This window comes from Pseudomonas sp. Bout1 (genome assembly GCF_034314165.1).
Classification (GTDB): domain Bacteria; phylum Pseudomonadota; class Gammaproteobacteria; order Pseudomonadales; family Pseudomonadaceae; genus Aquipseudomonas.
In genome coordinates, this window is sequence record NZ_JAVIWK010000001.1 from 6,789,993 (window position 1) to 6,810,167 (window position 20,175).

Below are 20,175 nucleotides of genomic sequence, written 5' to 3' on the forward strand. Positions count from 1 at the left end.
CCGAGTTGATGCTATCGCAGGCAAGCCAGCTCCCACAAAAGCTGGCTCCCACATTTGATTTGTGGTGTTTGTTAGTGCGCGGTGGCCTGTAGGCCGGCGAGCAGCAGGCGCTGATACAAGTCCTCCTTCAACCCCTCCGGCTTATCCAGCCGCATCCGCACCAAATGCTCGGGAAACGCCTCCGGCTGCGGTGCATCCAGCGCCGCCTTGCCCAGCTCCAGAATCTCCGTCAGCTTGAATTTGCTCTTGAGCCAGTTCAATGCCCGCAACAAATCCCGCTCTTGCTCGGTGAAATCACACCCCAACGGATACTCCGGGAACAACCGTGGGTGCCGCGCCTGAATCGCCTGCAACCGCTGCGGCGTGTTGTCGGCAAACCGCGGATCCAGCTGGAAGTCCTTCGGTAATTTCCCAGCCTTTTGCGCCTGTTCGATCAGGTCTTCCTGGAACCGTGAGTCGGTGATATTCAGCAACGCCTCGATCACCTTGGCATCGGTCTGCCCGCGCAAATCCGCAATGCCGTATTCGGTGATGACGATGTCCCGCAGGTGCCGAGGAATGGTGCAGTGCCCGTACTCCCAGACAATATTGGAACTGACGTCACCACCCGATTCACGCCAGCTGCGCAGGATCAGGATCGAGCGCGCGCCTTCCAGCGCATGGCCTTGGGCGACGAAGTTGTATTGCCCGCCAACGCCACTGAGCACGCGACCGTCTTCCAACTGGTCGGCGACACCCGCGCCCATCAGGGTCACGGTAAACGCGCTGTTGATAAACCGCGCATCCAGGCGCTGCAAACGCTTGAGTTCTTCCTGCCCGTACAGCTCGTTGATGTAGCTGATGCGGGTCATGTTGAATTCCAGGCGCTTGCTCTGTGGCAAGTCCCGCAAGCGCTCGTAGAAACTGCGCGGCCCGAGAAAAAAGCCGCCATGCACCGAGATCCCATCGGTTTGCGCCGCTTCGTCCAGGGTGCCGGCGTTGGCCCGCTCCTGAGTCGCCACGTCCGGGTACACCTTGCGCCGTAAAATCCCGGCATCAGCCAGCACCAGCAGGCCGTTGACGAACATTTCGCTGCAACCGTACAGGCCACGGGCGAACGGCGCGACGCCGCCTTCATGGCTGATCAGCGGCGCCCATTGGTACACATCCAGGTCGGTGAGCAACAGGCGATACGCCTCGTTATCCGCCTGGCGCGCCAGCAAGGCCGCGGTCAGCGCATCGCCCATGGAGCCGATGCCGATCTGCAAGGTGCCACCGTCGCGTACCAGGGTGCTGGCGTGCAGACCGATAAAGTGGTCCTGGAAACCCACCGGCATGTTCGGGGTGGAGAACAGCGTGGTGCTGTCCTTCTCGTCGATCAGGAAGTCGAATTCGTCCATGCCCAGTTCGGCGTCGCCGGGCATGTAGGGCAAATCACTGTGCACCTGGCCCACCACCAGAATGGTCTCACCGGCCTCGCGGCGCTTGGCAATCATCGGCAACAGGTCGAGGGTAATGTCGGGGTTGCAGCTCAGGCTCAGGCGGTCCGGGTGTTCGGCGCTGCTGGCGACCAGTTGTGCCACCAGGTTCAGGCCAGCGGCGTTGATGTCCCGGGCGGCGTGGCTGTAGTTGCTGCTGACGTAATCCTGCTGCGCCGAAAGGCTGTGGAGCAAACTGCCGGGCTGCATGAAGAACTGCTGCACACGGATGTTGGCGGGCAGGTTGTCCTTGCGCAGCGCAGCGAGGAAATCCAGCTCGGGATAGTCACCAAAAACCCGTTCGATAAAGGGTTCGAGAAAGCGCTTCTGCAAACCATCGCCCAAGGTGGGACGGCCCAGCGCCAAGGCGGTGTAGATCGTGAGCGCCCGGTCCGGCAACTTGGCGATGCGCCGGTACAGCGCATTGACGAACAGGTTGGGTTTACCCAGGCCCAGGGGCAAGCCCATGTGAATATGCGCCGGCAACCGTGCCAGTACGTCGTCGACCGCTTGCTCGATTGAACACAACTGCACCATCCGACTTCTCCCGAACATTCCATGAATTGGGGTTGGACCGAGCTTGCCGGGTCTTTGCTGCAAAGAACAGCCTCAAAAGGCAAATCGCAGGCACAAAAAAGCCGCTGGTCAGCGGCTTTTTTGGCGAAGATCGGTTTATTTCAGACCCGACATCTTCTCGATCGCGCCTTTCAGCTCGGCATCCGAGCAATCGGCACAGGTGCCTTTTGGCGGCATGGCGTTCAGGCCGGTAATGGCCTTGGCCAGCAGGCCGTCGAGGCCACCCTGGTGGTCTGCGCGGTCTTTCCAGGCGGCGGTGTCGCCAATTTTCGGCGCGCCCAACAGGCCGGTACCGTGGCAAGCGTTGCAGTGTTTGGCGATCACATCATCCGGCGATTTCGCGCCACCGCCGCCGCCCGCAGCCACTGCCACCTCCATCCCCTTGCACTCTTGGCCCTGGACGCAGACCTGGCCGACCGGCTCCAGGCGTTTGGCAATTTCATCATTGGTCGCAGCTTGAGCGCTGACAGCCCATAGGGCCAGTACGGTTGCTGGTGCAGCCAGCATTTTCATAATTAGGTTCACGCGTTCACCCTCAATGGTGGCTATTCACGCCTGCGGCCACGGTTTCGCAGGCGGCGAAAGTATAACGGTTAGCCCGTCCCGCCGAAACAACCCTATTAACCAAAGGGAGATTCAGCAGGGCGGAATGCAGCTACGGGTGTCTCTGCGACATAGGCAGGACGCCTCTTTTCTTAAAAGTTCGCGGGTGTGGCTGCGCTGATTAGTCGCGCCGGCACTTCGAACGGATTGCGAAAACGGTGCGGCTTGGTGCTTTCAAAGTAGTAGCTATCGCCGGCTTCGAGCACAAAAGTTTCAAGGCCCACTACCAGCTCCAGGCGACCTTCCACCAGGATCCCGGTTTCCTCGCCCTCATGGGTGAGCATCTCTTCGCCGGTATCAGCACCTGGCGGGTAGATCTCGTTGAGGAACGCAATCGCCCGGCTCGGATGCGCGCGGCCCACCAGTTTCATGGTGACGGCGCCGTCTGAGATGTCGATCAGCTCATTGGCTTTATAGACGATCTGGGTCGGTTTTTCCTGGAGGATCTCCTCGGAAAAGAACTCCACCATCGACATGGGAATGCCGCCCAGCACCTTGCGCAAGGAGCTGATGGAGGGGCTGACACTGTTTTTTTCGATCATCGAAATGGTGCTGTTGGTGACGCCCGCGCGCTTGGCAAGCTCACGCTGGGAAAGACCTTTCAGTTTACGGATGGATTGCAGTCGTTCGCCGACGTCCAATGCAGGAGCCTCCTAGGATTCAGGCGTTGTTGTAATTGAGCGTTATCATGGCGACAGCGTTCAGTATTTACAACACTTTGGCCTAAATCCCGGGATCCGCCATTCGTGGGTGCCGCTCAAGCGCCGGAATAGAGCCGTGGCACTCGGCGCAGGTTGCAGAAGATCTGGTAGGGAATGGTGTCGGCGGCGGTGGCAACGTCACTCGCGAGGATGTTTTTGCCCCACAACTCGACGGTGGAACCGAGCCCAGCCTGGGGCACATCGGTCAGGTCGATACACAGCATGTCCATCGACACACGGCCCAGCAATTGGCTGCGCTGGCCGGCCACGAGCACCGGGGTGCCGGTCGGCGCGTGGCGCGGGTAGCCGTCAGCGTAGCCCATGGCAACTACCCCGATGCGCATCGGTTTGGGGGTGATGAACCTGGCGCCGTAGCCCACAGGTTCGCCGGCCGGCAGTTCACGTACGCAGATGACTTTCGATTCAAGGGTCATCACCGGCTGCAAACGCGCGGCGATGGCCTGGTCTTCGCCAAACGGCGTGGCGCCGTAGAGCATGATGCCCGGGCGTACCCAGTCGCTGGCAACGCTCGGCCAGCCCAGCACCGACGGCGAATTGCGCAGGCTGACCTGGGCCGACAAGCCCTGGCGCGCCGCTTCAAACACCGCTACTTGCTCTTCGCTGCTGGTGCTGTCCAGCTCATCGGCGCGGGCGAAGTGGCTCATCAGCACGATCTTCGCGACTTTGCCGCTGGCCAGCAGGCGCTGGTAGGCGTCGTGGTAGTCCTTGGGGTGCAAGCCAACACGGTGCATGCCCGAATCGAGCTTGAGCCACACGGTCAGCGGCTTGCTGAGTTGCGCCTGTTCAATCGCGTCCAGCTGCCACAGCGAATGCACCACGCACCACAAATCATGCTCGATGATCAGCGGCAGCTCGTCGGCTTCAAAAAAGCCTTCGAGCAACAACACCGGCCCGCGAATCCCGGCGGCCCGCAGCTCCAGCGCTTCCTCGATGCACGCCACGGCAAACCCGTCCGCCTCGGCTTCCAGCGCCTGGGCCACGCGCACGGCACCGTGGCCGTAGGCGTCCGCCTTGATCACGGCGAGGGCCTTGGCCCCACCCGTGACTTCACGGGCCAGTTGGTAGTTATGGCGCAGGGCTTGGAGGTCGATCAGGGCACGGGCAGGACGCATGGCGGCAGGCTTCTAGGCGGCGGTGAGAAGAAAAAACCGGCACCTGCTGACAACGCGGGCACCGGGAGAGGAGTTTTGCTTAAGGCAGAGCAGCCACAACCGACAGCTCGACCAGGATTTGCGGTTCGCAGAGCTTCGCTTCAACCGTGGCACGGGCCGGCGCGACGCCTTTTGGCAGCCACTTGTCCCATACCGCGTTCATCCCGGCGAAATCGGCGTCGATGTCTTTCAGATAGATGGTCACCGACAGCAACTTGCTCTTGTCGGTGCCGGCCAGGTCCAGCAAACGCTCGATATTGACGAGGGTTTCGCGGGTCTGCTGCTCGATCCCGGCACTCATGTCGTCGCCGACTTGCCCTGCCAGATACACGGTACCGCTGTGAACAACGATCTGGCTCATGCGCTCATTGGTGAGCTGGCGCTGGATTGACATGTTTTGCGGACTCCTGGTGGTTGCCGTAACGGGAAATATCGAGGCCTGCAGCGCTGATCTGCGGGGTTTTCTTCGCGATCAAGTCCGCCAGCAAACGACCAGAGCCACAGGCCATGGTCCAGCCGAGGGTACCGTGGCCGGTGTTCAGGAACAGGTTTTTGAACGGGGTCGCACCCACGATCGGCGTGCCGTCCGGGGTGGTCGGGCGCAGGCCGGTCCAGAAACTGGCCTGGCTCAAGTCACCGCCCTGAGGATAAAGGTCGTTGACGATCATCTCCAGGGTTTCCCGCCGACGCGGGTTCAGCGACAGGTCAAAACCGGCTATTTCAGCCATGCCACCGACGCGAATGCGGTTGTCGAAACGGGTGATCGCGACCTTGTAGGTCTCATCGAGAATGGTCGAGGTCGGGGCCATCGCCGGGTTGGTGATCGGCACGGTCATCGAGTAACCCTTGAGCGGGTACACCGGCGCCTTGATTCCCAGTGGCTTGAGCAGTTTCGGCGAGTAGCTGCCGAGGGCCAGCACGTAGCGGTCGGCAGTTTCCAGCTTGCCGTCGACCCACACGCCGTTGATCCGGTCACCCGCATAGTCCAGGCGCTGGATATCTTGCTCGAAGCGGAATTCGACACCCAGTTGCTTGCACATCTCGGCAAGGCGGGTGGTAAACATCTGGCAGTCGCCGGTCTGGTCGTTCGGCAGGCGCAGGGCACCGGCGAGAATGTCGGTGACGCTGGCCAGGGCCGGCTCGACGCGGGCAATGCCGGCGCGGTCCAGCAGTTCGTAAGGCACACCGGATTCTTTCAATACCGCGATGTCCTTGGCGGCACCATCAAGCTGGGCCTGGGTGCGGAACAGTTGCGTAGTACCCAGGGTACGGCCTTCGTAGGCAATGCCAGTCTCGGCGCGCAGTTCGTCCATGCAATCGCGGCTGTACTCGGACAGCCGCACCATGCGCTCCTTGTTCACCGCATAACGGCTGGCGGTGCAATTGCGCAGCATCTGCGCCATCCACAGGTATTGGTCGATATCGGCGGTGGCCTTGATCGCCAGCGGCGCATGGCGCTCCAGCAGCCATTTGATGGCCTTGAGCGGCACACCTGGCGCAGCCCATGGCGAGGCGTAGCCCGGCGAGATTTGCCCGGCGTTGGCAAAACTGGTCTCCATGGCCACCGCCGGCTGACGGTCGACCACGACCACTTCAAAACCAGCTCGTGCCAAATAGTAGGCACTGGCCACGCCAATGACACCGCTACCCAAGACCAGAACGCGCATTTTTATTCCCTCATCACGGCCAGACCGCTGACGTTTGTTGTTCAGCACAAAGATGTGGGCAGTATAAAAAGCAATCACCAGTGCATTTCACTATATAACTGCCTATATTTGGCGACAATTCTCGGCAAAAACCCTTTTCACGGAGGAGCATCCCCTATGCGGACCAACACTCAGACCAAGCGGGAACTGGACAAAATCGACCGCAACATCCTGCGTATCCTGCAGGCCGACGGGCGAATTTCGTTTACTGAGCTGGGGGAAAAGGTCGGCCTGTCGACCACGCCGTGCACCGAGCGCGTCCGGCGCCTGGAGCGCGAAGGGATCATCATGGGCTATAACGCCCGGCTCAATCCGCAGCATTTGAAGGGCAGTTTGCTGGTGTTTGTCGAGATCAGCCTCGACTACAAGTCTGGCGACACCTTTGAAGAATTCCGACGCGCCGTATTGAAGCTGCCCCACGTGCTGGAGTGCCATCTGGTGTCAGGGGATTTCGATTACCTGGTGAAGGCGCGGATCTCGGAAATGGCGTCGTACCGCAAATTACTCGGCGATATCCTGCTCAAGCTGCCCCACGTACGGGAGTCCAAGAGCTATATCGTGATGGAAGAGGTAAAGGAGAGCTTGAGCCTGCCGATCCCCGATTGAGCCAGCACCACGACTCAATGTGGGAGCGAGCAAGCCGGCCCCACACGGTTGGACCAGGGCCCCTAGACCAACACTTGCCGCGTGCTCGCCATGTACGCGTGAATCTGCTTTTCAACCCTCGGGTGGATCAACTCCACCGGGCGGCGGTCGTTGGGGCAAGGCAAGGTCGGCGTGGTGCCGAACAGGCGGCAAATCAGTGGGCGCTCGTCGTACACGGTGCAGCCGTTGGGCCCCAGGTGCACGCAGTTGAGTTCGTCCATCGCCGCTTCCTGCTCGGCGGCAGTCTTGCGCGGCAGGCGCGACATTTCCTCGGTGGACGTGGTCACCGGCCCGCAGCAGTCGTGGCAACCCGGGACGCACTCGAACGAGGGAATCTGCCGGCGCAGCGCGTTGACTTTCTGACTGTTGCAACTCATTGACACACGGACCGAACGGCAAATAGGCGTGGATTCTGCCCTAAAAGCCCGCGGTGAGACAGCTTCGTCCGACCGCTGTATCCTGCGTCAAATTTTCCAAACAGGGATGCTCCCCATGACCGCCAGCGCCCGGCACGCCAATTCCTACTACGCCGCCAGCAGTTTCCCGCAGCCTGATTATCCGGTGCTGAAAGGTGAAATCGTGGCCGATGTGTGCGTGGTCGGCGGCGGCTTTTCGGGGCTGAATACCGCCCTGGAACTGGCCGAGCGTGGTTTCAGCGTGGTCCTGCTGGAGGCCCGCAAAATTGCCTGGGGCGCCAGCGGGCGCAATGGCGGGCAACTGATTCGTGGCGTCGGTCATGGCCTGGATCAGTTCACCAACGTCATCGGCACCGAGGGTGTGCGCCAGATGAAACTGATGGGCCTGGAAGCCGTGGAAATCGTGCGCCAGCGGGTCGAACGTTCGCAGATCGCCTGCGACCTGACCTGGGGCTACTGCGACCTGGCCAACAAACCCCGCGACCTGGAACACCTGGCCGCCGACGCCGAAGAGCTGCGAAGCCTCGGTTACCGCCACGAAGTGCGCCTGCTGCAAGCGGGCGAAATGCCCAGCGTGATCGGTTCCAACCGCTATGTGGGCGGCATGATCGACATGGGCTCCGGCCACCTGCACCCGCTGAACCTGGCCCTCGGCGAAGCGGCTGCCGCGCAGCAACTGGGTGTGCAGTTGTTCGAGCATTCCGAGGCGGTGCGCATCGACTACGGCCCAGAGGTCAACGTTCACACAGCCTTTGGCAACGTACGCGCCAAGACCTTGGTGCTGGGCTGCAACGCCTATTTAAACGGTCTCAACCCGCACCTGAGCGGCAAGGTGCTGCCCGCCGGCAGCTACATCATCGCCACCGAGCCATTGAGCGAAGCCCAGGCGGGCGAATTGCTCCCACAAAACATGGCGGTGTGTGACCAACGGGTGACAGTGGACTACTTCCGGCTGTCCGCTGACCGACGCTTGCTGTTCGGCGGCGCCTGCCATTATTCCGGACGCGACCCACAGGACATCGGCGCCTACATGCGTCCGAAGATGCTGCAGGTGTTCCCGCAATTGGCCAACGTGAAAATCGATTACCAGTGGGGCGGCATGATCGGCATCGGCGCCAACCGCCTGCCGCAAATCGGCCGGCTGGCCGACCAACCCAACGTGTATTTCGCCCAGGCCTATGCCGGCCACGGCCTCAATGCCACCCACTTGGCGGGCAAACTGCTGGGCGAAGCCATCAGCGGCCAGCAAAGCGGGCGGTTCGACCTGTTTGCCAAAGTGCCGCACATCACCTTCCCCGGCGGCAAGCATTTGCGCTCGCCGCTGTTGGCGCTGGGAATGCTCTGGCATCGGTTGAAAGAACTGGCCTGAATCAACCGCGCCAGAAGGGTTTTACGCCCTCCCGGCGCGCCTGTTCGGCACTCAGGCCCACGTCACGCAGCTGCTCCGGGGTCAGTCCCAGCAAGGTCTTGCGCGTGTGCATGCGGCGCCAGAACATCGCCCATGAACCCAGTACAGGGGCCGTCGTACGCGCCCCCATGCGCCGCTCCTGCCCAGCTTCCAGCTCCTGACTGTGTAGCGCCAACCGCACATCGCTCAAACCGCTCATTTTCCTGCCCCTCATTTACGTATTGCCATGAGTACGTAGGATGAGCCAGCGAGCAAAACCATGACAGATTCAGCCACCCGGTATTAAATCCATACAGATAGTGCCTATCTACCGCTGAATCCTGTATTTTCAGGCTATCTGTACTGGTAACCGGGAAGCATCACCATGACGCTATACGTCAATCTCGCCGAACTGTTGGGCACGCGCATCGAGCAGGGCTTCTATCGCCCGGGGGATCGGTTGCCGTCAGTACGGGCCTTGAGCGTGGAGCACGGCGTCAGCCTGAGCACCGTGCAACAGGCCTATCGCATGCTGGAAGACAACGGACTGGCGATGCCAAAACCCAAATCCGGTTATTTTGTGCCGGTGGGCCGGGATTTGCCGGCCCTGCCTGCTGTCAGCCGCCCGGCCCAGCGCCCGGTGGAAATTTCGCAGTGGGACCAAGTACTGGAATTGATCCGTGCGGTGCCACGCAAAGACGCCATACAGTTGGGCCGTGGCATGCCGGATGTATTGTCGCCCACCATGAAACCCCTGCTGCGCAGCCTCGCCCGGATCAGCCGGCGCCAGGACATGCCGGGGCTGTATTACGACACCATCCACGGCAACCTGGAGCTGCGTGAACAGATCGCCCGCCTGATGCTCGATTCAGGCTGCCAACTGACGCCCCAGGACCTGGTGATCACCACCGGCTGCCACGAAGCGCTGTCGGCCAGCATCCACGCTATCTGCGAGCCAGGCGATATCGTTGCCGTCGACTCGCCAAGCTTCCACGGCGCCATGCAAACCCTGAAAGGCCTGGGTATGAAAGCCCTGGAAATCCCCACCGACCCACTCACCGGTATCAGCCTGGAAGCGCTGGAACTGGCACTGGAACAATGGCCGATCAAAGTCATACAGTTGACCCCCAACTGCAACAACCCACTGGGCTACATCATGCCGGAGTCACGCAAGCGCGCACTGCTGAACCTGGCCCAGCGCTTCGACGTGGCGGTCATCGAGGATGATGTGTATGGCGAACTGGCCTACAGCTACCCGCGCCCACGCACCATAAAATCCTTCGACGAAGATGGCCGCGTCGTACTGTGCAGTTCCTTTTCGAAAACCCTGGCGCCCGGCCTGCGGATCGGATGGGTAGCACCCGGTCGTTACCTGGAGCGCGTGCTGCACATGAAATACATCAGCACCGGCTCCACTGCTACCCAGCCGCAGATCGCAATTGCAGAGTTCCTGAAAAGCGGGCACTTCGAACCACATTTGCGGCGGATGCGTACCCAATACCAGCGTAATCGCGACCTGATGCTCGAGTGGGTGAGCCGTTACTTCCCGGCGGGCACACGCGCCAGCCGGCCACAGGGCAGCTTCATGTTGTGGGTGGAGCTGCCGGAAGGCTTCGATACCCTGAAGCTCAACCGGCTGCTGGTGGATGAAGGTGTACAGATTGCTGTGGGAAGTATCTTTTCTGCCTCCGGCAAGTACAGGAACTGCCTGCGCATGAACTACGCTGCCAAACCAACGCCGCAGATTGAAGAGGCTGTGCGCAAGGTCGGCGCAACCGCCATCAGGTTGCTGGCCGAAGCGGTGGACTGACCTTTTGCGGGAAATAGCCGTCATATGCCGACAACCGCCCTGATCCGGAACCCATGTCATTGATGACCCAACGGCTATTACCGTTTTTCCTGCTGGGCATCCTGGCCTTGGGCGGCTGCGCCACCCTCGACCCGCCGCGCACGCCCAGCGAGGCGCTGCCCGCCAGTGAGTCGTCATTCGGCCGCTCGATCCAGGCCCAGGCCGCGCCGTACAAAGGCCGCTCCGGGTTCCGCCTGCTGCCCAACAGCAGCGAAGCCTTCATGGCCCGCGCCGAACTGATCCGCAACGCCCAGACCAGCCTGGATTTGCAGTACTACATCGTCCACGACGGCATCAGCACCCGCATGCTCGTGGATGAACTGCTCAAGGCCGCCGACCGTGGCGTGCGCGTGCGCATCCTGCTGGACGACACCACCAGCGACGGCCTGGACCAGATCATCGCCACCCTCGCCGCCCACCCGCAGATCCAGATTCGCCTGTTCAACCCGCTGCACCTGGGGCGCAGCACCGGCGTAACAAGGGCCATGGCGCGGCTGTTCGACCTGTCGCTGCAACATCGGCGCATGCACAACAAGCTGTGGCTGGCGGACAACAGCGTGGCCATCGTCGGCGGGCGCAACCTGGGGGATGAGTATTTCGACGCCGAACCCAACCTCAACTTCACCGATATCGACATGTTCAGCGTGGGTCCGGTGGCCGAGCAACTGGGCCACAGTTTCGACCAGTACTGGAACAGTGCCCTGAGCAAGCCCATCGGCGACTTCGTCAGCGACGCCTCCAAAGGCGACTTGGCCAGCGCCCGCGTGCGCCTGGAAGACTCCCTTGCCGAGTCGCGCCAGCAAAACCATGCGCTGTACAACCGCCTGCGCACCTACAAGACCCAGCCGCGCATGGACATCTGGCGCGGCGAGCTGATCTGGGCCTGGAACCAAGCGCTGTGGGATGCACCGAGCAAGGTGCTGGCCAAGGCCGATCCGGATCCCCGGCTGCTGTTGACCACACAACTGGCACCGGAGCTGGAAGGCGTCAGCCATGAACTGATGATGATTTCAGCTTACTTTGTACCGGGGCAGCCTGGCTTGGTGTACCTGACGGGACGCGCAGACGCCGGGGTATCGGTGAGCCTGCTGACCAATTCACTGGAAGCCACCGACGTGCCTGCGGTGCATGGAGGTTATGCGCCTTATCGCAAGGCGCTGCTGGAGCACGGGGTAAAACTGTACGAATTGCGCCGCCAACCGGGAGACGGTGGCGGCAGCGGTCCTCATCTGTTCCGCAAAGGCACCTTCCACGGCTCGGACTCCAGCCTGCACAGCAAGGCGATCATCTTCGACCGGCAAAAGTCCTTCATCGGCTCATTCAATTTCGACCCGCGCTCGGTGCTGTGGAACACCGAAGTCGGGGTGCTGGTGGACAGCCCCGAGCTGGCGGAACACGTGCGCAACCTGGCGCTGGAAGGCATGGCGCCGCCGTTGAGCTATCAGGCAAAACTGCAGGATGGCCAGGTGGTATGGGTGACCGAAGACAACGGCCAGCTACACACCCTGACCCGCGAACCCGGCAGTTGGTGGCGCCGGTTCAATGCCTGGTTTGCCACCTCCGTCGGGCTGGAACGCATGCTTTAAGAACAGCGACGGGACCTGTGGGAGCTGGCTTGCCTGCGATGGCGGAGTGTCAGTTTACGTATCCGGTGCTGACACTCCGCCATCGCGGGCAAGCCCGGCTCCCACAGGTGATCGCATTTCAAGTTCAGGCGGGTTGTGCGGCGCCGAATGCACCTTGGCGCAGCAACAGGATCACCAGCCCCAATGCCCCCGCCGCCATCAACAGCGGCAACGCATGCCCGCTGATCCACTGGCTGCCCGCACCGGCCACCAGCGGCCCGATCAGGCAGCCAATGCCCCACAGCTGCGCGATGTGCGCATTGGCGCGCACCAGCGCGTCGTCGCGGTAGCGCTCGCCAATCAGGATCAGCGACAAGGTGAACAAACCGCCGGCGCTGGCGCCAAACAGCACCCACACCGGCCAGATCATCAACGTATCCAGCAACAGCGGAATCGCCAGGCTCGACGCCAGCAGCATCAATGCGCAGCCGAGAAACAGCGTGCGCCGAGGCAGGTAGTCGGCCAGTGCGCCAATCGGCAGTTGCAGCAACGCATCACCGACGACAACCGTACTGACCATCGCCAAGGCAATCTCGGCGGTGAAGCCCTGTTGCAGGCAATACACCGGCAACAGCGTAAGAATCATCGCCTCGAACGCGGCGAATAGCGCCACAGCCCAGGCAATCGCCGGCAAGCCCCGGCAGAAGCGCAGCAAGTCGCCGAAGGTCACACTGAAGGACTCGGCGGTGGGTGCACCGGAACGGCCCAGCAGCAGGATCGGCGAGAAGGTCAGCAGGCCGACGCCCACCCAGAAGCCAATGTCGTTATCGGTACCCAGCGCGCCCAGCAGCAACGGGCCCGACAGCTGGCTCAAGGCATAGCTGCAGCCATACAGCGCCACCAGGCGACCGCGCCAGCGCTCTATCACCAGTTGGTTGATCCAGCTTTCGCCGAGGATAAACACGATGGTCAGGATCACCCCGATCATCAACCGCAGCACCAGCCATACCGTGTAGCTGGGCAATACCGCCAGCAAACCGATGGAAATTGCCCCGCCCCACAGGCACAGGCGCATCAGGTTCGCCGTGCCCAGGCGCGAAACCAGGCCGCTGGAGATTTTGGCACCCAGCAGCACTCCGAAGGCCGGCATCGCGGCCATGACGCCGATGGCGAAGCTGCCGTAGCCCCAGCTTTCCAGGCGCAAGGACACCAGCGGCATGCTCACGCCCAAGGCCAGGCCCACGCTCAAGACCGACGCCAGCACGGCGAAATAGGTCGCCCAACGCATTTCCACGCTCCTGTGGACTATTTGTAGATCACACAAAACAAAGTGGGAGCGAGCTTGCTCGCGAATGCGGTGTACCAGTCAATACATCAGCGACTGTGATACCGCTTTCGCGAGCAAGCCCGCTCCCACATTTTTTACAGCGGTGTTTCTGGAAGCTTACAGCTTGATCCAGGTCGCCTTCAGCTCGGTGTATTTGTCGAACGCGTGCAGCGACTTGTCGCGGCCGTTACCCGACTGCTTGAAACCACCAAACGGTGCGGTCATGTCGCCACCATCGTACTGGTTGACCCACACGCTGCCGGCACGCAGTGCCTTGGCGGTGAGGTGTGCCTTGGAGATGTTCGACGTCCACACCGCAGCGGCCAGGCCGTATTGGGTGTCGTTGGCGATCGCAATGGCTTCTTCCACGCTGTCAAAGGCAATCACCGACAGTACCGGGCCGAAAATTTCTTCCTGGGCGATCTTCATGGCGTTGGTCACGCCGTCGAAAATCGTTGGCTCGACATAGGTGCCGCCACTTTCCTGCAGCGTGCGCTTGCCACCGGCCACCAGCTTGGCGCCATCAGCATGCCCGGCTTCGATGTACGACAGCACGGTGTTCATCTGCTGGGTGTCCACCAGCGCGCCGACCGTGGTGGCCGGGTCCAGCGGGTTGCCCGGCTTCCAGGCCTTGAGGGCCTCGATCACCAGCGGCAGGAATTTATCCTTGATGGAGCGCTCTACCAGCAGGCGCGAACCGGCGGTGCACACTTCGCCCTGGTTGAAGGCGATGGCGCCAGCGGCGGATTCGGCAGCGGCTTGCAGGTCCGGGGCATCGGCGAACACGATGTTCGGGCTCTTGCCGCCGGCTTCCAGCCAGACGCGCTTCATGTTCGACTCACCGGAGCGAATCAGCAGTTGCTTGGCGATCTTGGTCGAACCGGTGAACACCAGGGTGTCGACGTCCATGTGCAGCGCCAGGGCGTTACCCACGGTGTGGCCATAACCCGGCAGCACGTTGAACACGCCTTTGGGGATACCGGCTTCAACCGCCAGCGCAGCGATGCGGATGGCTGTCAGTGGCGACTTTTCAGACGGCTTGAGGATCACCGAGTTACCGGTGGACAGCGCCGGCCCGAGTTTCCAGCAGGCCATCATCAGCGGGAAGTTCCACGGCACGATGGCCGCGACAACACCGACGGGCTCACGGGTCACCAGGCCCAGTTGGTCATGGGGGGTGGCGGCGACTTCGTCGTAGATCTTGTCGATGGCCTCGCCGCTCCAGCTCAGGGCTTGCGCCGCGCCTGGGACGTCGATGTACAGGGAGTCGCTGATCGGCTTGCCCATGTCCAGGGTTTCAAGCAGTGCCAGCTCTTCGGCGTTGGCCTTGAGCAAGCCGGCGAAACGGATCATGGTGGCTTTGCGCTTGGCCGGTGCCAGGCGCGACCAGGCACCGGAATTGAAGGTGGCGCGGGCGTTTTCAACCGCGCGCTGGGCGTCGGCAACGTCACAGCTGGCAACGGTTGCCAGCAGGCGGCCATCCACCGGGCTCAAACATTCGAACGTGTCGCCAGAAACGGCGGCGGTGTATTCGCCATTGATGTAGGCGCGGCCTTCGATCTTCAGATCCTTGGCGCGTTGTTCCCAGTCGGCACGGGTCAGGGTGGTCATGCGAGTGTCCTCCTCTTATTGAATACAAGGGCCGGGCGATGTACCCAGGCACCTTCGAAGAATTCTTGCCTGGCCAGCCAGCTGTTCGGCTCAAGGCAGCTGCCACCCTAAACCAGCGGCGATGAATGTTTCAATATATTTGACATAACGCCTGCAAACGCCCTTGCGATGTTCATTTTAATAAACATAGACTTTGGGCTCTCCAACCGCAGGCCAGACGGGACACACCCATGAACATCCAGAATATCGTCGACTTCAGCCAGGTCCGGACCGAGCCTGACCGCTACCGTCCGGCTGCGGAGAAAATCCTCAAGGGCGACCCCGAGCAAACCGTCTACAACCACTACAACAGTCCGTGCGGCCAGATGAGCGCCGGGGTCTGGGAAGGTGAAGTCGGGCAATGGAAGGTCAACTACAGCGAGCATGAGTACTGCGAGATCGTGCAGGGCGTCTCTGTATTGCGCGACGCCGACGGCAACGCCAAGACCTTGCGCGCCGGTGATCGCTTCGTCATTCCGGCCGGCTTCAACGGCACCTGGGAAGTGCTGGAGCCCTGCCGCAAGATCTACGTGGTGTTCGAAGAAAAGGCCTGATCAGTTTTTCAGAGCACAAAAAAAAGCCCGCATCGTGAGATACGGGCTTTTTTTCACAAGAAAGAAAACCAATTACTTGATTTTGCCTTCTTTGTAGATCACGTGCTTGCGAACGCGCGGGTCGAACATTTTCTTTTCGAGCTTGTCCGGGGTAGTACGCTTGTTCTTGTCGGTAGTGTAGAAGTGACCAGTACCGGCGCTAGAGATCATTCGAATCAATTCACGCATGATATAGCTCCTTAGATTTTGCCGTCGCGGCGCAGTTCGGCCAGCACGACAGTGATGCCACGCTTGTCGATGATACGCATGCCTTTGGCAGATACGCGCAGACGAACAAAACGTTTCTCTTCTTCAACCCAGAAGCGGTGATGCTGCAGGTTTGGCAGGAAACGACGACGGGTTTTGTTGTTTGCGTGGGAAATGTTATTCCCAGTCACCGGACCCTTACCGGTAACTTGACAGACTCTCGACATGCCTCAGCCCTCTAAAACCACATGCCCAACCCGGCATGGGTTGGCCGCTTAATCTCTCAGTCATTTGGCGCCAGGCGCCGCGTTTCTTTAGGGTCTTACCGGCTACACCTACTAGCGAAGGAACCGGGCCCCTAGAAAAGAGCGCTGCTTTATACCAGAAAGACCCCAGTGCAACAACAGGCCGTGTGTTTTTACACGCGTAAATCCAGGCCATGGACGCCTGAACCGTTGCCAGGGTGGGCCGCTATAGAAGCTAACCGCTCGTCGCACAGAATGATTTACAGCGCCCGCGCGCACTGCAAAGTGCTCGGCAAAACGACCTGAGGCGCCATCAAAACAGTATTTGAGGCAAAAGCACAGGCAAAAATGGGCTAGTCATTTGTCAATCAGCCCACTACGGTAGGACTTTTCCAGACTGCACTCGCAGATGGGCCTTCGATCTGCAAAGGAAACCGAATATGCGCCTCGCTGCCCTACCGCTATTGCTAGCCCCTCTTTTTATTGCTGCACACGCCCAGGCGGCGACCACCTTGAGCGTCTGTACCGAAGCCAGTCCCGAAGGCTTCGACGTGGTGCAATACAACTCGCTGACCACCACCAACGCCTCGGCAGATGTATTGATGAACCGCCTGGTGGACTTCGACGCCACCAGCGGCAAGCTGGTCCCGAGCCTGGCAGACAGCTGGGAAGTATCGCCGGACGGCCTCACCTACACCTTCAAGCTGCACCCGGATGTGAAATTTCATCGCACCGACTACTTCACCCCAAGCCGCAGCCTGAGCGCCGAAGACGTGCGCTTCAGTTTCGAGCGCATGCTTGACCCGGCCAACCCGTGGCACAAAATCGCCCAGAGCGGTTTCCCTCACGCCCAGTCGCTGCAACTGCCCACGCTGATCAAGAAGATCGACGCCCTGGACCCGTTGACCGTGCGTTTTACCCTGGACCACGCCGATTCGACCTTCCTCGCCGCATTGAGCATGGGCTTTGCCTCGATCTACCCGGCCGAATACGCCGACAAACTGCTCAAGGCCGGCACGCCAGAGAAGCTCAACAGCCAGCCTATCGGCACCGGGCCGTTCATTTTCGGGCGTTTCCAGAAAGACGCGACGATTCGCTACAAGGCCAACCCGGACTACTTCGCCGGCAAGCCAGCAGTGGATAACCTGATCTTTGCGATCACCCCGGACGCCAACGTGCGCCTGCAGCGATTGCGCCGTGACGAGTGCCAGATCGCCCTGTCGCCCAAGCCGCTGGATATTGATGCCGCCCAGAAAGATGCCGACCTGAAGGTCGAGAAAACCGCAGCCTTCATGACCGCATTTGTCGCCATCAACAGTCAACACCCGCCGTTGGACAAGCCCGAAGTTCGCCAGGCAATCAACCTGGCCTTCGACAAGGCCAGCTACCTCAAGGCCGTATTCGAAGGCACCGCCGAAGCCGCCAATGGCCCCTTCCCCCCAAATACCTGGAGCTACGCCAAGGACTTGCCGGGCTACCCGCAAGACATCGCCAAGGCCAAGCAGCTTCTGGATCGCGCCGGGCTCAAGGACGGCTTCAAGACCACCATCTGGACCCGGCCGTCGGGCAGCCTGCTGAACCCCAACCCAAGCCTGGGCGCACAATTGCTGCAGGCAGACCTGGCCAAGGTCGGCATCCAGGCGGAAATTCGTGTAATCGAATGGGGCGAACTGATTCGGCGCGCCAAGGCCGGCGAGCACGACCTGCTGTTCATGGGCTGGGCTGGTGACAATGGCGACCCGGATAACTTCCTGACGCCGCAGTTCTCCTGCGCAGCAGTGAAGTCCGGCACCAACTTCGCCCGCTACTGCGACCCGGCGCTGGACAAGCTGATCAGCGCCGGCAAAACCACCAGCGAACAGGGCGTGCGCAGCAAGCTGTACCAGCAGGCCCAGGCGCAGATCCAGCAACAGGCACTGTGGCTGCCACTGGCGCACCCGACCGCGTTTGCGCTGACTCGCAAGAATGTCGAGGGGTACCAGGTGAGCCCGTTCGGGCGCCAGGACTATTCCAAGGTCAGCGTCAAACCATAAGCCCTGCCAGGGGCTGGTGCGCCAGCCCCTACATCCATCCATATTCCGCCATCGACAGCGGATCACCCTCCCCCACAATGATGTGGTCCAGCACGCGCACATCCACCATCTCCAACGCCTTCTGCAGCACTTTGGTCAATTTTCGATCAGCGATGCTGGGCTCGGCGCTGCCGGAAGGATGGTTGTGGCACAGAATCACCGCCGCTGCGTTGTAGTCCAGGGCGCGTTTAACCACTTGCCGAGGGTAGACCGTGGCGTTGTCGATGGTGCCTTGAAACAGCTTTTCGAAGCCCAGCACCCGATGTTTGGAGTCGAGAAACAGGCAGCCGAATATCTCGTGGGGCTCATGGCGCAACAGCGCCTTGAGGTAGTCGCGCACGGCCACCGGGCTTTCCAGCACCGAGTCGCTGCGCAGGCGCTCGGCCAGATGGCGCCGGGCCATTTCCAGCACCGCCTGGAGCTGGGCGAACTTCGCTGGGCCCAGGCCCAGGTGCTGGATGAACACCGCCTGCCTGGCCTCCATCAGTGCTCGCAGGCTGCCAAATTGCGCCAACAGGTGCCGCGCCAGGTCCACGGCACTTTTACCGGACACCCCGGTACGCAGGAAAATCGCCAGCAGCTCGGCGTCGGAAAGACTCGCCGCCCCCAACTCCAACAGCTTCTCCCGCGGACGCTCTGCCGCAGGCCAATCGCGAATACTCATGGCACCTCCGTGTGCATGTGCGCCGCTGTTGCATGGCGGACGCTGTGGTATCTTAGGCCATCTTTTTGCGTGCGATTTCACCTGGGGAGGGGGCATCGCAACGCCATCACTGAACTGGAAAGGCAAGCCAATGCAGCGTCTGTATCGGAAACGCATCGTTCTCGGCGTCGGCGGCGGCATTGCCGCCTACAAGAGCGCAGAGCTGGTTCGCAGGCTCCTGGACCAAGGCGCCGAAGTGCGCGTGGTCATGACCCGTGGCGGCAGTGAATTCATCACTCCACTTACCATGCAAGCCTTGTCCGGCCACCCGGTTCACCTCGACCTGCTGGACCCTGCGGCCGAAGCCGCGATGGGCCACATCGAGCTGGCAAAGTGGGCCGACCTGGTGCTGATCGCTCCGGCCACCGCCGACCTGATCGCCCGCCTCGCCCAAGGCATTGCCGATGACCTGCTGACCACGCTGGTGCTGGCCACTGACGCCACCGTCGCCATCGCCCCGGCCATGAACCAGGCCATGTGGCGCGACCCGGCCACCCAGGCCAATACCCAACTCCTGCAAAGCCGCGGCCTCAAGGTGTTCGGGCCGGCCTCCGGCAGCCAGGCCTGCGGCGACGTGGGCATGGGCCGTATGCTCGAAGCCACCGACCTCGCCCAATGCGCCGCCGACTGCTTCCAGCACCTGGCCCTGACCGGCAAGCACGTGCTGATCACCGCCGGCCCGACCCAGGAAAACATCGACCCGGTGCGCTACATCACCAACCATAGCTCAGGAAAAATGGGCTTTGCCCTGGCAGAAGCCGCGGTCGAGGCAGGCGCCCGGGTAACACTGATTACCGGCCCGGTGCATCTGCCGACCCCGGATCGCGTCACCCGAATCGACGTAGTCAGCGCCCGCGACATGCTGGCGGCCTGTGAAGCAGCGATTCCCTGCGACCTGTTTATCGCCTCGGCAGCGGTGGCGGACTACCGCCCGGAAGTGGTTGCGCCGCAAAAACTCAAGAAAGACCCTACAAGCGGCGACGGCCTGCTGCTGCAAATGGTCCGCAACCCGGACATTCTGGCCACCATCGCCACCCGGGCAGACCGCCCGTTCAGCGTCGGCTTCGCCGCCGAAACCGAGCATTTGCTGGATTACGCCGCACGCAAATTGAAAGACAAAAACCTCGATCTGATTGTCGCCAACGATGTCGCCAACCCGAGCATCGGCTTCAACAGCGAGGAAAATGCCATCAGCGTGATCGACCGCGAGTTGCACGCTACCGTTTTCGCCCAGACCAGCAAGGGCAAGATTGCCCGCCAGCTGATCTCTTTTATCGCCCTACGGCTGAACCAGGTTTAAT

The 20,175-nt window shown here is 61.4% G+C and carries 20 protein-coding genes; 7 read left to right on the top strand and 13 right to left on the bottom strand.

Annotated elements, in window-relative coordinates; translation table 11 throughout:
- Positions 1-71 precede the first annotated feature (71 nt).
- The 6 genes from RGV33_RS31545 to dadA form a co-directional block, all read right to left on the bottom strand.
- Positions 72-1,994, bottom strand: coding sequence for an acetyl-CoA hydrolase/transferase C-terminal domain-containing protein (locus RGV33_RS31545; protein ID WP_322148387.1), 1,923 nt, complete (start codon positions 1,992-1,994; stop codon positions 72-74).
- A 135-nt stretch (positions 1,995-2,129) separates the two neighbouring features.
- Complete coding sequence (locus tag RGV33_RS31550; RefSeq protein WP_003208757.1) at positions 2,130-2,546, bottom strand: c-type cytochrome; 417 nt, start codon at positions 2,544-2,546, stop codon at positions 2,130-2,132.
- 182 nt (positions 2,547-2,728) lie between these two features.
- Complete coding sequence (locus RGV33_RS31555) at positions 2,729-3,277, bottom strand: cupin domain-containing protein (protein ID WP_003208755.1); 549 nt, start codon at positions 3,275-3,277, stop codon at positions 2,729-2,731.
- Positions 3,278-3,393: 116 nt separating this feature from the next.
- On the bottom strand, positions 3,394-4,470 hold the full coding sequence (gene alr, locus RGV33_RS31560; protein WP_322148388.1) for an alanine racemase: 1,077 nt from the start codon (positions 4,468-4,470) through the stop codon (positions 3,394-3,396).
- 79 nt (positions 4,471-4,549) lie between these two features.
- Entirely contained in the window at positions 4,550-4,903 is a 354-nt protein-coding gene (locus tag RGV33_RS31565) for a RidA family protein (RefSeq protein WP_088422082.1), read from the bottom strand.
- Positions 4,875-6,176 (bottom strand): D-amino acid dehydrogenase, encoded by a 1,302-nt coding sequence (dadA, locus tag RGV33_RS31570; protein WP_322148389.1) that lies wholly within the window; start codon positions 6,174-6,176, stop codon positions 4,875-4,877. The genes RGV33_RS31565 and dadA overlap by 29 nt, the downstream gene beginning before the upstream one ends.
- 156 nt (positions 6,177-6,332) lie before the next feature.
- Between dadA and RGV33_RS31575 the strand changes: the two genes are divergently transcribed.
- Positions 6,333-6,821 carry an Lrp/AsnC ligand binding domain-containing protein gene (locus RGV33_RS31575; RefSeq protein WP_003177284.1) on the top strand — a complete coding sequence of 163 codons (489 nt, stop codon included), beginning with the start codon at positions 6,333-6,335 and terminating at the stop codon, positions 6,819-6,821.
- Positions 6,822-6,883: 62 nt separating this feature from the next.
- Here RGV33_RS31575 and RGV33_RS31580 read toward each other — a convergent pair whose 3' ends face one another.
- Positions 6,884-7,237 (bottom strand): YkgJ family cysteine cluster protein, encoded by a 354-nt coding sequence (locus tag RGV33_RS31580; RefSeq protein WP_008439419.1) that lies wholly within the window; start codon positions 7,235-7,237, stop codon positions 6,884-6,886.
- A gap of 115 nt (positions 7,238-7,352) precedes the next feature.
- Between RGV33_RS31580 and RGV33_RS31585 the strand changes: the two genes are divergently transcribed.
- The gene (locus RGV33_RS31585; RefSeq protein ID WP_322148391.1) at positions 7,353-8,645 is read left to right on the top strand and encodes an FAD-binding oxidoreductase; all 1,293 of its coding nucleotides are present in this window, start codon (positions 7,353-7,355) and stop codon (positions 8,643-8,645) included.
- A 1-nt stretch (position 8,646) separates the two neighbouring features.
- On the opposite strand, the gene RGV33_RS31590 is transcribed toward RGV33_RS31585, so the two are convergent.
- Positions 8,647-8,883: a DUF1127 domain-containing protein gene (locus RGV33_RS31590; protein WP_322148392.1), complete on the bottom strand. Its 237-nt coding sequence runs from the start codon at positions 8,881-8,883 to the stop codon at positions 8,647-8,649.
- Between the two features lie 165 nt (positions 8,884-9,048).
- Here RGV33_RS31590 and RGV33_RS31595 point away from each other — a divergent pair, with 165 nt between their 5' ends.
- Positions 9,049-10,473 (top strand): PLP-dependent aminotransferase family protein, encoded by a 1,425-nt coding sequence (locus RGV33_RS31595; protein WP_322148393.1) that lies wholly within the window; start codon positions 9,049-9,051, stop codon positions 10,471-10,473.
- Positions 10,474-10,535: 62 nt separating this feature from the next.
- Entirely contained in the window at positions 10,536-12,098 is a 1,563-nt protein-coding gene (locus RGV33_RS31600; RefSeq protein ID WP_322148774.1) for a phospholipase D family protein, read from the top strand.
- Positions 12,099-12,222: 124 nt separating this feature from the next.
- Here the strand turns inward: RGV33_RS31600 and RGV33_RS31605 are convergent, their stop codons facing one another.
- Both RGV33_RS31605 and RGV33_RS31610 read right to left on the bottom strand, forming a co-directional pair.
- Positions 12,223-13,365: an MFS transporter gene (locus RGV33_RS31605; RefSeq protein ID WP_322148394.1), complete on the bottom strand. Its 1,143-nt coding sequence runs from the start codon at positions 13,363-13,365 to the stop codon at positions 12,223-12,225.
- A 156-nt stretch (positions 13,366-13,521) separates the two neighbouring features.
- Positions 13,522-15,015 carry an aldehyde dehydrogenase gene (locus RGV33_RS31610; protein WP_177086544.1) on the bottom strand — a complete coding sequence of 498 codons (1,494 nt, stop codon included), beginning with the start codon at positions 15,013-15,015 and terminating at the stop codon, positions 13,522-13,524.
- 230 nt (positions 15,016-15,245) lie between these two features.
- Here RGV33_RS31610 and RGV33_RS31615 point away from each other — a divergent pair, with 230 nt between their 5' ends.
- Entirely contained in the window at positions 15,246-15,608 is a 363-nt protein-coding gene (locus RGV33_RS31615; RefSeq protein WP_322148395.1) for a cupin domain-containing protein, read from the top strand.
- Positions 15,609-15,680: 72 nt separating this feature from the next.
- On the opposite strand, the gene rpmG is transcribed toward RGV33_RS31615, so the two are convergent.
- On the bottom strand, positions 15,681-15,836 hold the full coding sequence (gene rpmG / locus RGV33_RS31620; protein WP_003176906.1) for a 50S ribosomal protein L33: 156 nt from the start codon (positions 15,834-15,836) through the stop codon (positions 15,681-15,683).
- A gap of 11 nt (positions 15,837-15,847) precedes the next feature.
- Positions 15,848-16,081 carry a 50S ribosomal protein L28 gene (gene rpmB, locus RGV33_RS31625; protein WP_007920377.1) on the bottom strand — a complete coding sequence of 78 codons (234 nt, stop codon included), beginning with the start codon at positions 16,079-16,081 and terminating at the stop codon, positions 15,848-15,850.
- A gap of 458 nt (positions 16,082-16,539) precedes the next feature.
- Here rpmB and RGV33_RS31630 point away from each other — a divergent pair, with 458 nt between their 5' ends.
- A complete protein-coding gene (locus RGV33_RS31630) occupies positions 16,540-18,132 on the top strand; it encodes an ABC transporter substrate-binding protein (protein WP_322148399.1) in 1,593 nt (530 codons plus the stop codon).
- 28 nt (positions 18,133-18,160) lie between these two features.
- On the opposite strand, the gene radC is transcribed toward RGV33_RS31630, so the two are convergent.
- The gene (gene radC / locus RGV33_RS31635) at positions 18,161-18,835 is read right to left on the bottom strand and encodes a RadC family protein (protein ID WP_322148400.1); all 675 of its coding nucleotides are present in this window, start codon (positions 18,833-18,835) and stop codon (positions 18,161-18,163) included.
- A gap of 130 nt (positions 18,836-18,965) precedes the next feature.
- On the opposite strand from radC, the gene coaBC reads away from it, so the two are divergent.
- On the top strand, positions 18,966-20,174 hold the full coding sequence (coaBC, locus tag RGV33_RS31640; RefSeq protein WP_088422070.1) for a bifunctional phosphopantothenoylcysteine decarboxylase/phosphopantothenate--cysteine ligase CoaBC: 1,209 nt from the start codon (positions 18,966-18,968) through the stop codon (positions 20,172-20,174).
- Position 20,175 lies beyond the last annotated feature (1 nt).

What these genes read in the sequence shown, in the direction of transcription:
- RGV33_RS31595 (WP_322148393.1), top strand. Translation starts at nt 9,049, where the DNA reads ATGACGCTATACGTCAATCTCGCCGAACTGTTGGGCACGCGCATCGAG.
- RGV33_RS31585 (WP_322148391.1), top strand. Translation starts at nt 7,353, where the DNA reads ATGACCGCCAGCGCCCGGCACGCCAATTCCTACTACGCCGCCAGCAGT.
- dadA (WP_322148389.1), bottom strand. Translation starts at nt 6,176, where the DNA reads ATGCGCGTTCTGGTCTTGGGTAGCGGTGTCATTGGCGTGGCCAGTGCC.
- RGV33_RS31630 (WP_322148399.1), top strand. Translation starts at nt 16,540, where the DNA reads ATGCGCCTCGCTGCCCTACCGCTATTGCTAGCCCCTCTTTTTATTGCT.
- RGV33_RS31545 (WP_322148387.1), bottom strand. Translation starts at nt 1,994, where the DNA reads ATGGTGCAGTTGTGTTCAATCGAGCAAGCGGTCGACGACGTACTGGCA.
- RGV33_RS31565 (WP_088422082.1), bottom strand. Translation starts at nt 4,903, where the DNA reads ATGTCAATCCAGCGCCAGCTCACCAATGAGCGCATGAGCCAGATCGTT.
- alr (WP_322148388.1), bottom strand. Translation starts at nt 4,470, where the DNA reads ATGCGTCCTGCCCGTGCCCTGATCGACCTCCAAGCCCTGCGCCATAAC.
- RGV33_RS31580 (WP_008439419.1), bottom strand. Translation starts at nt 7,237, where the DNA reads ATGAGTTGCAACAGTCAGAAAGTCAACGCGCTGCGCCGGCAGATTCCC.
- RGV33_RS31615 (WP_322148395.1), top strand. Translation starts at nt 15,246, where the DNA reads ATGAACATCCAGAATATCGTCGACTTCAGCCAGGTCCGGACCGAGCCT.
- rpmB (WP_007920377.1), bottom strand. Translation starts at nt 16,081, where the DNA reads ATGTCGAGAGTCTGTCAAGTTACCGGTAAGGGTCCGGTGACTGGGAAT.
- coaBC (WP_088422070.1), top strand. Translation starts at nt 18,966, where the DNA reads ATGCAGCGTCTGTATCGGAAACGCATCGTTCTCGGCGTCGGCGGCGGC.
- rpmG (WP_003176906.1), bottom strand. Translation starts at nt 15,836, where the DNA reads ATGCGTGAATTGATTCGAATGATCTCTAGCGCCGGTACTGGTCACTTC.
- radC (WP_322148400.1), bottom strand. Translation starts at nt 18,835, where the DNA reads ATGAGTATTCGCGATTGGCCTGCGGCAGAGCGTCCGCGGGAGAAGCTG.
- RGV33_RS31575 (WP_003177284.1), top strand. Translation starts at nt 6,333, where the DNA reads ATGCGGACCAACACTCAGACCAAGCGGGAACTGGACAAAATCGACCGC.
- RGV33_RS31550 (WP_003208757.1), bottom strand. Translation starts at nt 2,546, where the DNA reads ATGAAAATGCTGGCTGCACCAGCAACCGTACTGGCCCTATGGGCTGTC.
- RGV33_RS31590 (WP_322148392.1), bottom strand. Translation starts at nt 8,883, where the DNA reads ATGAGCGGTTTGAGCGATGTGCGGTTGGCGCTACACAGTCAGGAGCTG.
- RGV33_RS31600 (WP_322148774.1), top strand. Translation starts at nt 10,536, where the DNA reads ATGACCCAACGGCTATTACCGTTTTTCCTGCTGGGCATCCTGGCCTTG.
- RGV33_RS31605 (WP_322148394.1), bottom strand. Translation starts at nt 13,365, where the DNA reads ATGCGTTGGGCGACCTATTTCGCCGTGCTGGCGTCGGTCTTGAGCGTG.
- RGV33_RS31610 (WP_177086544.1), bottom strand. Translation starts at nt 15,015, where the DNA reads ATGACCACCCTGACCCGTGCCGACTGGGAACAACGCGCCAAGGATCTG.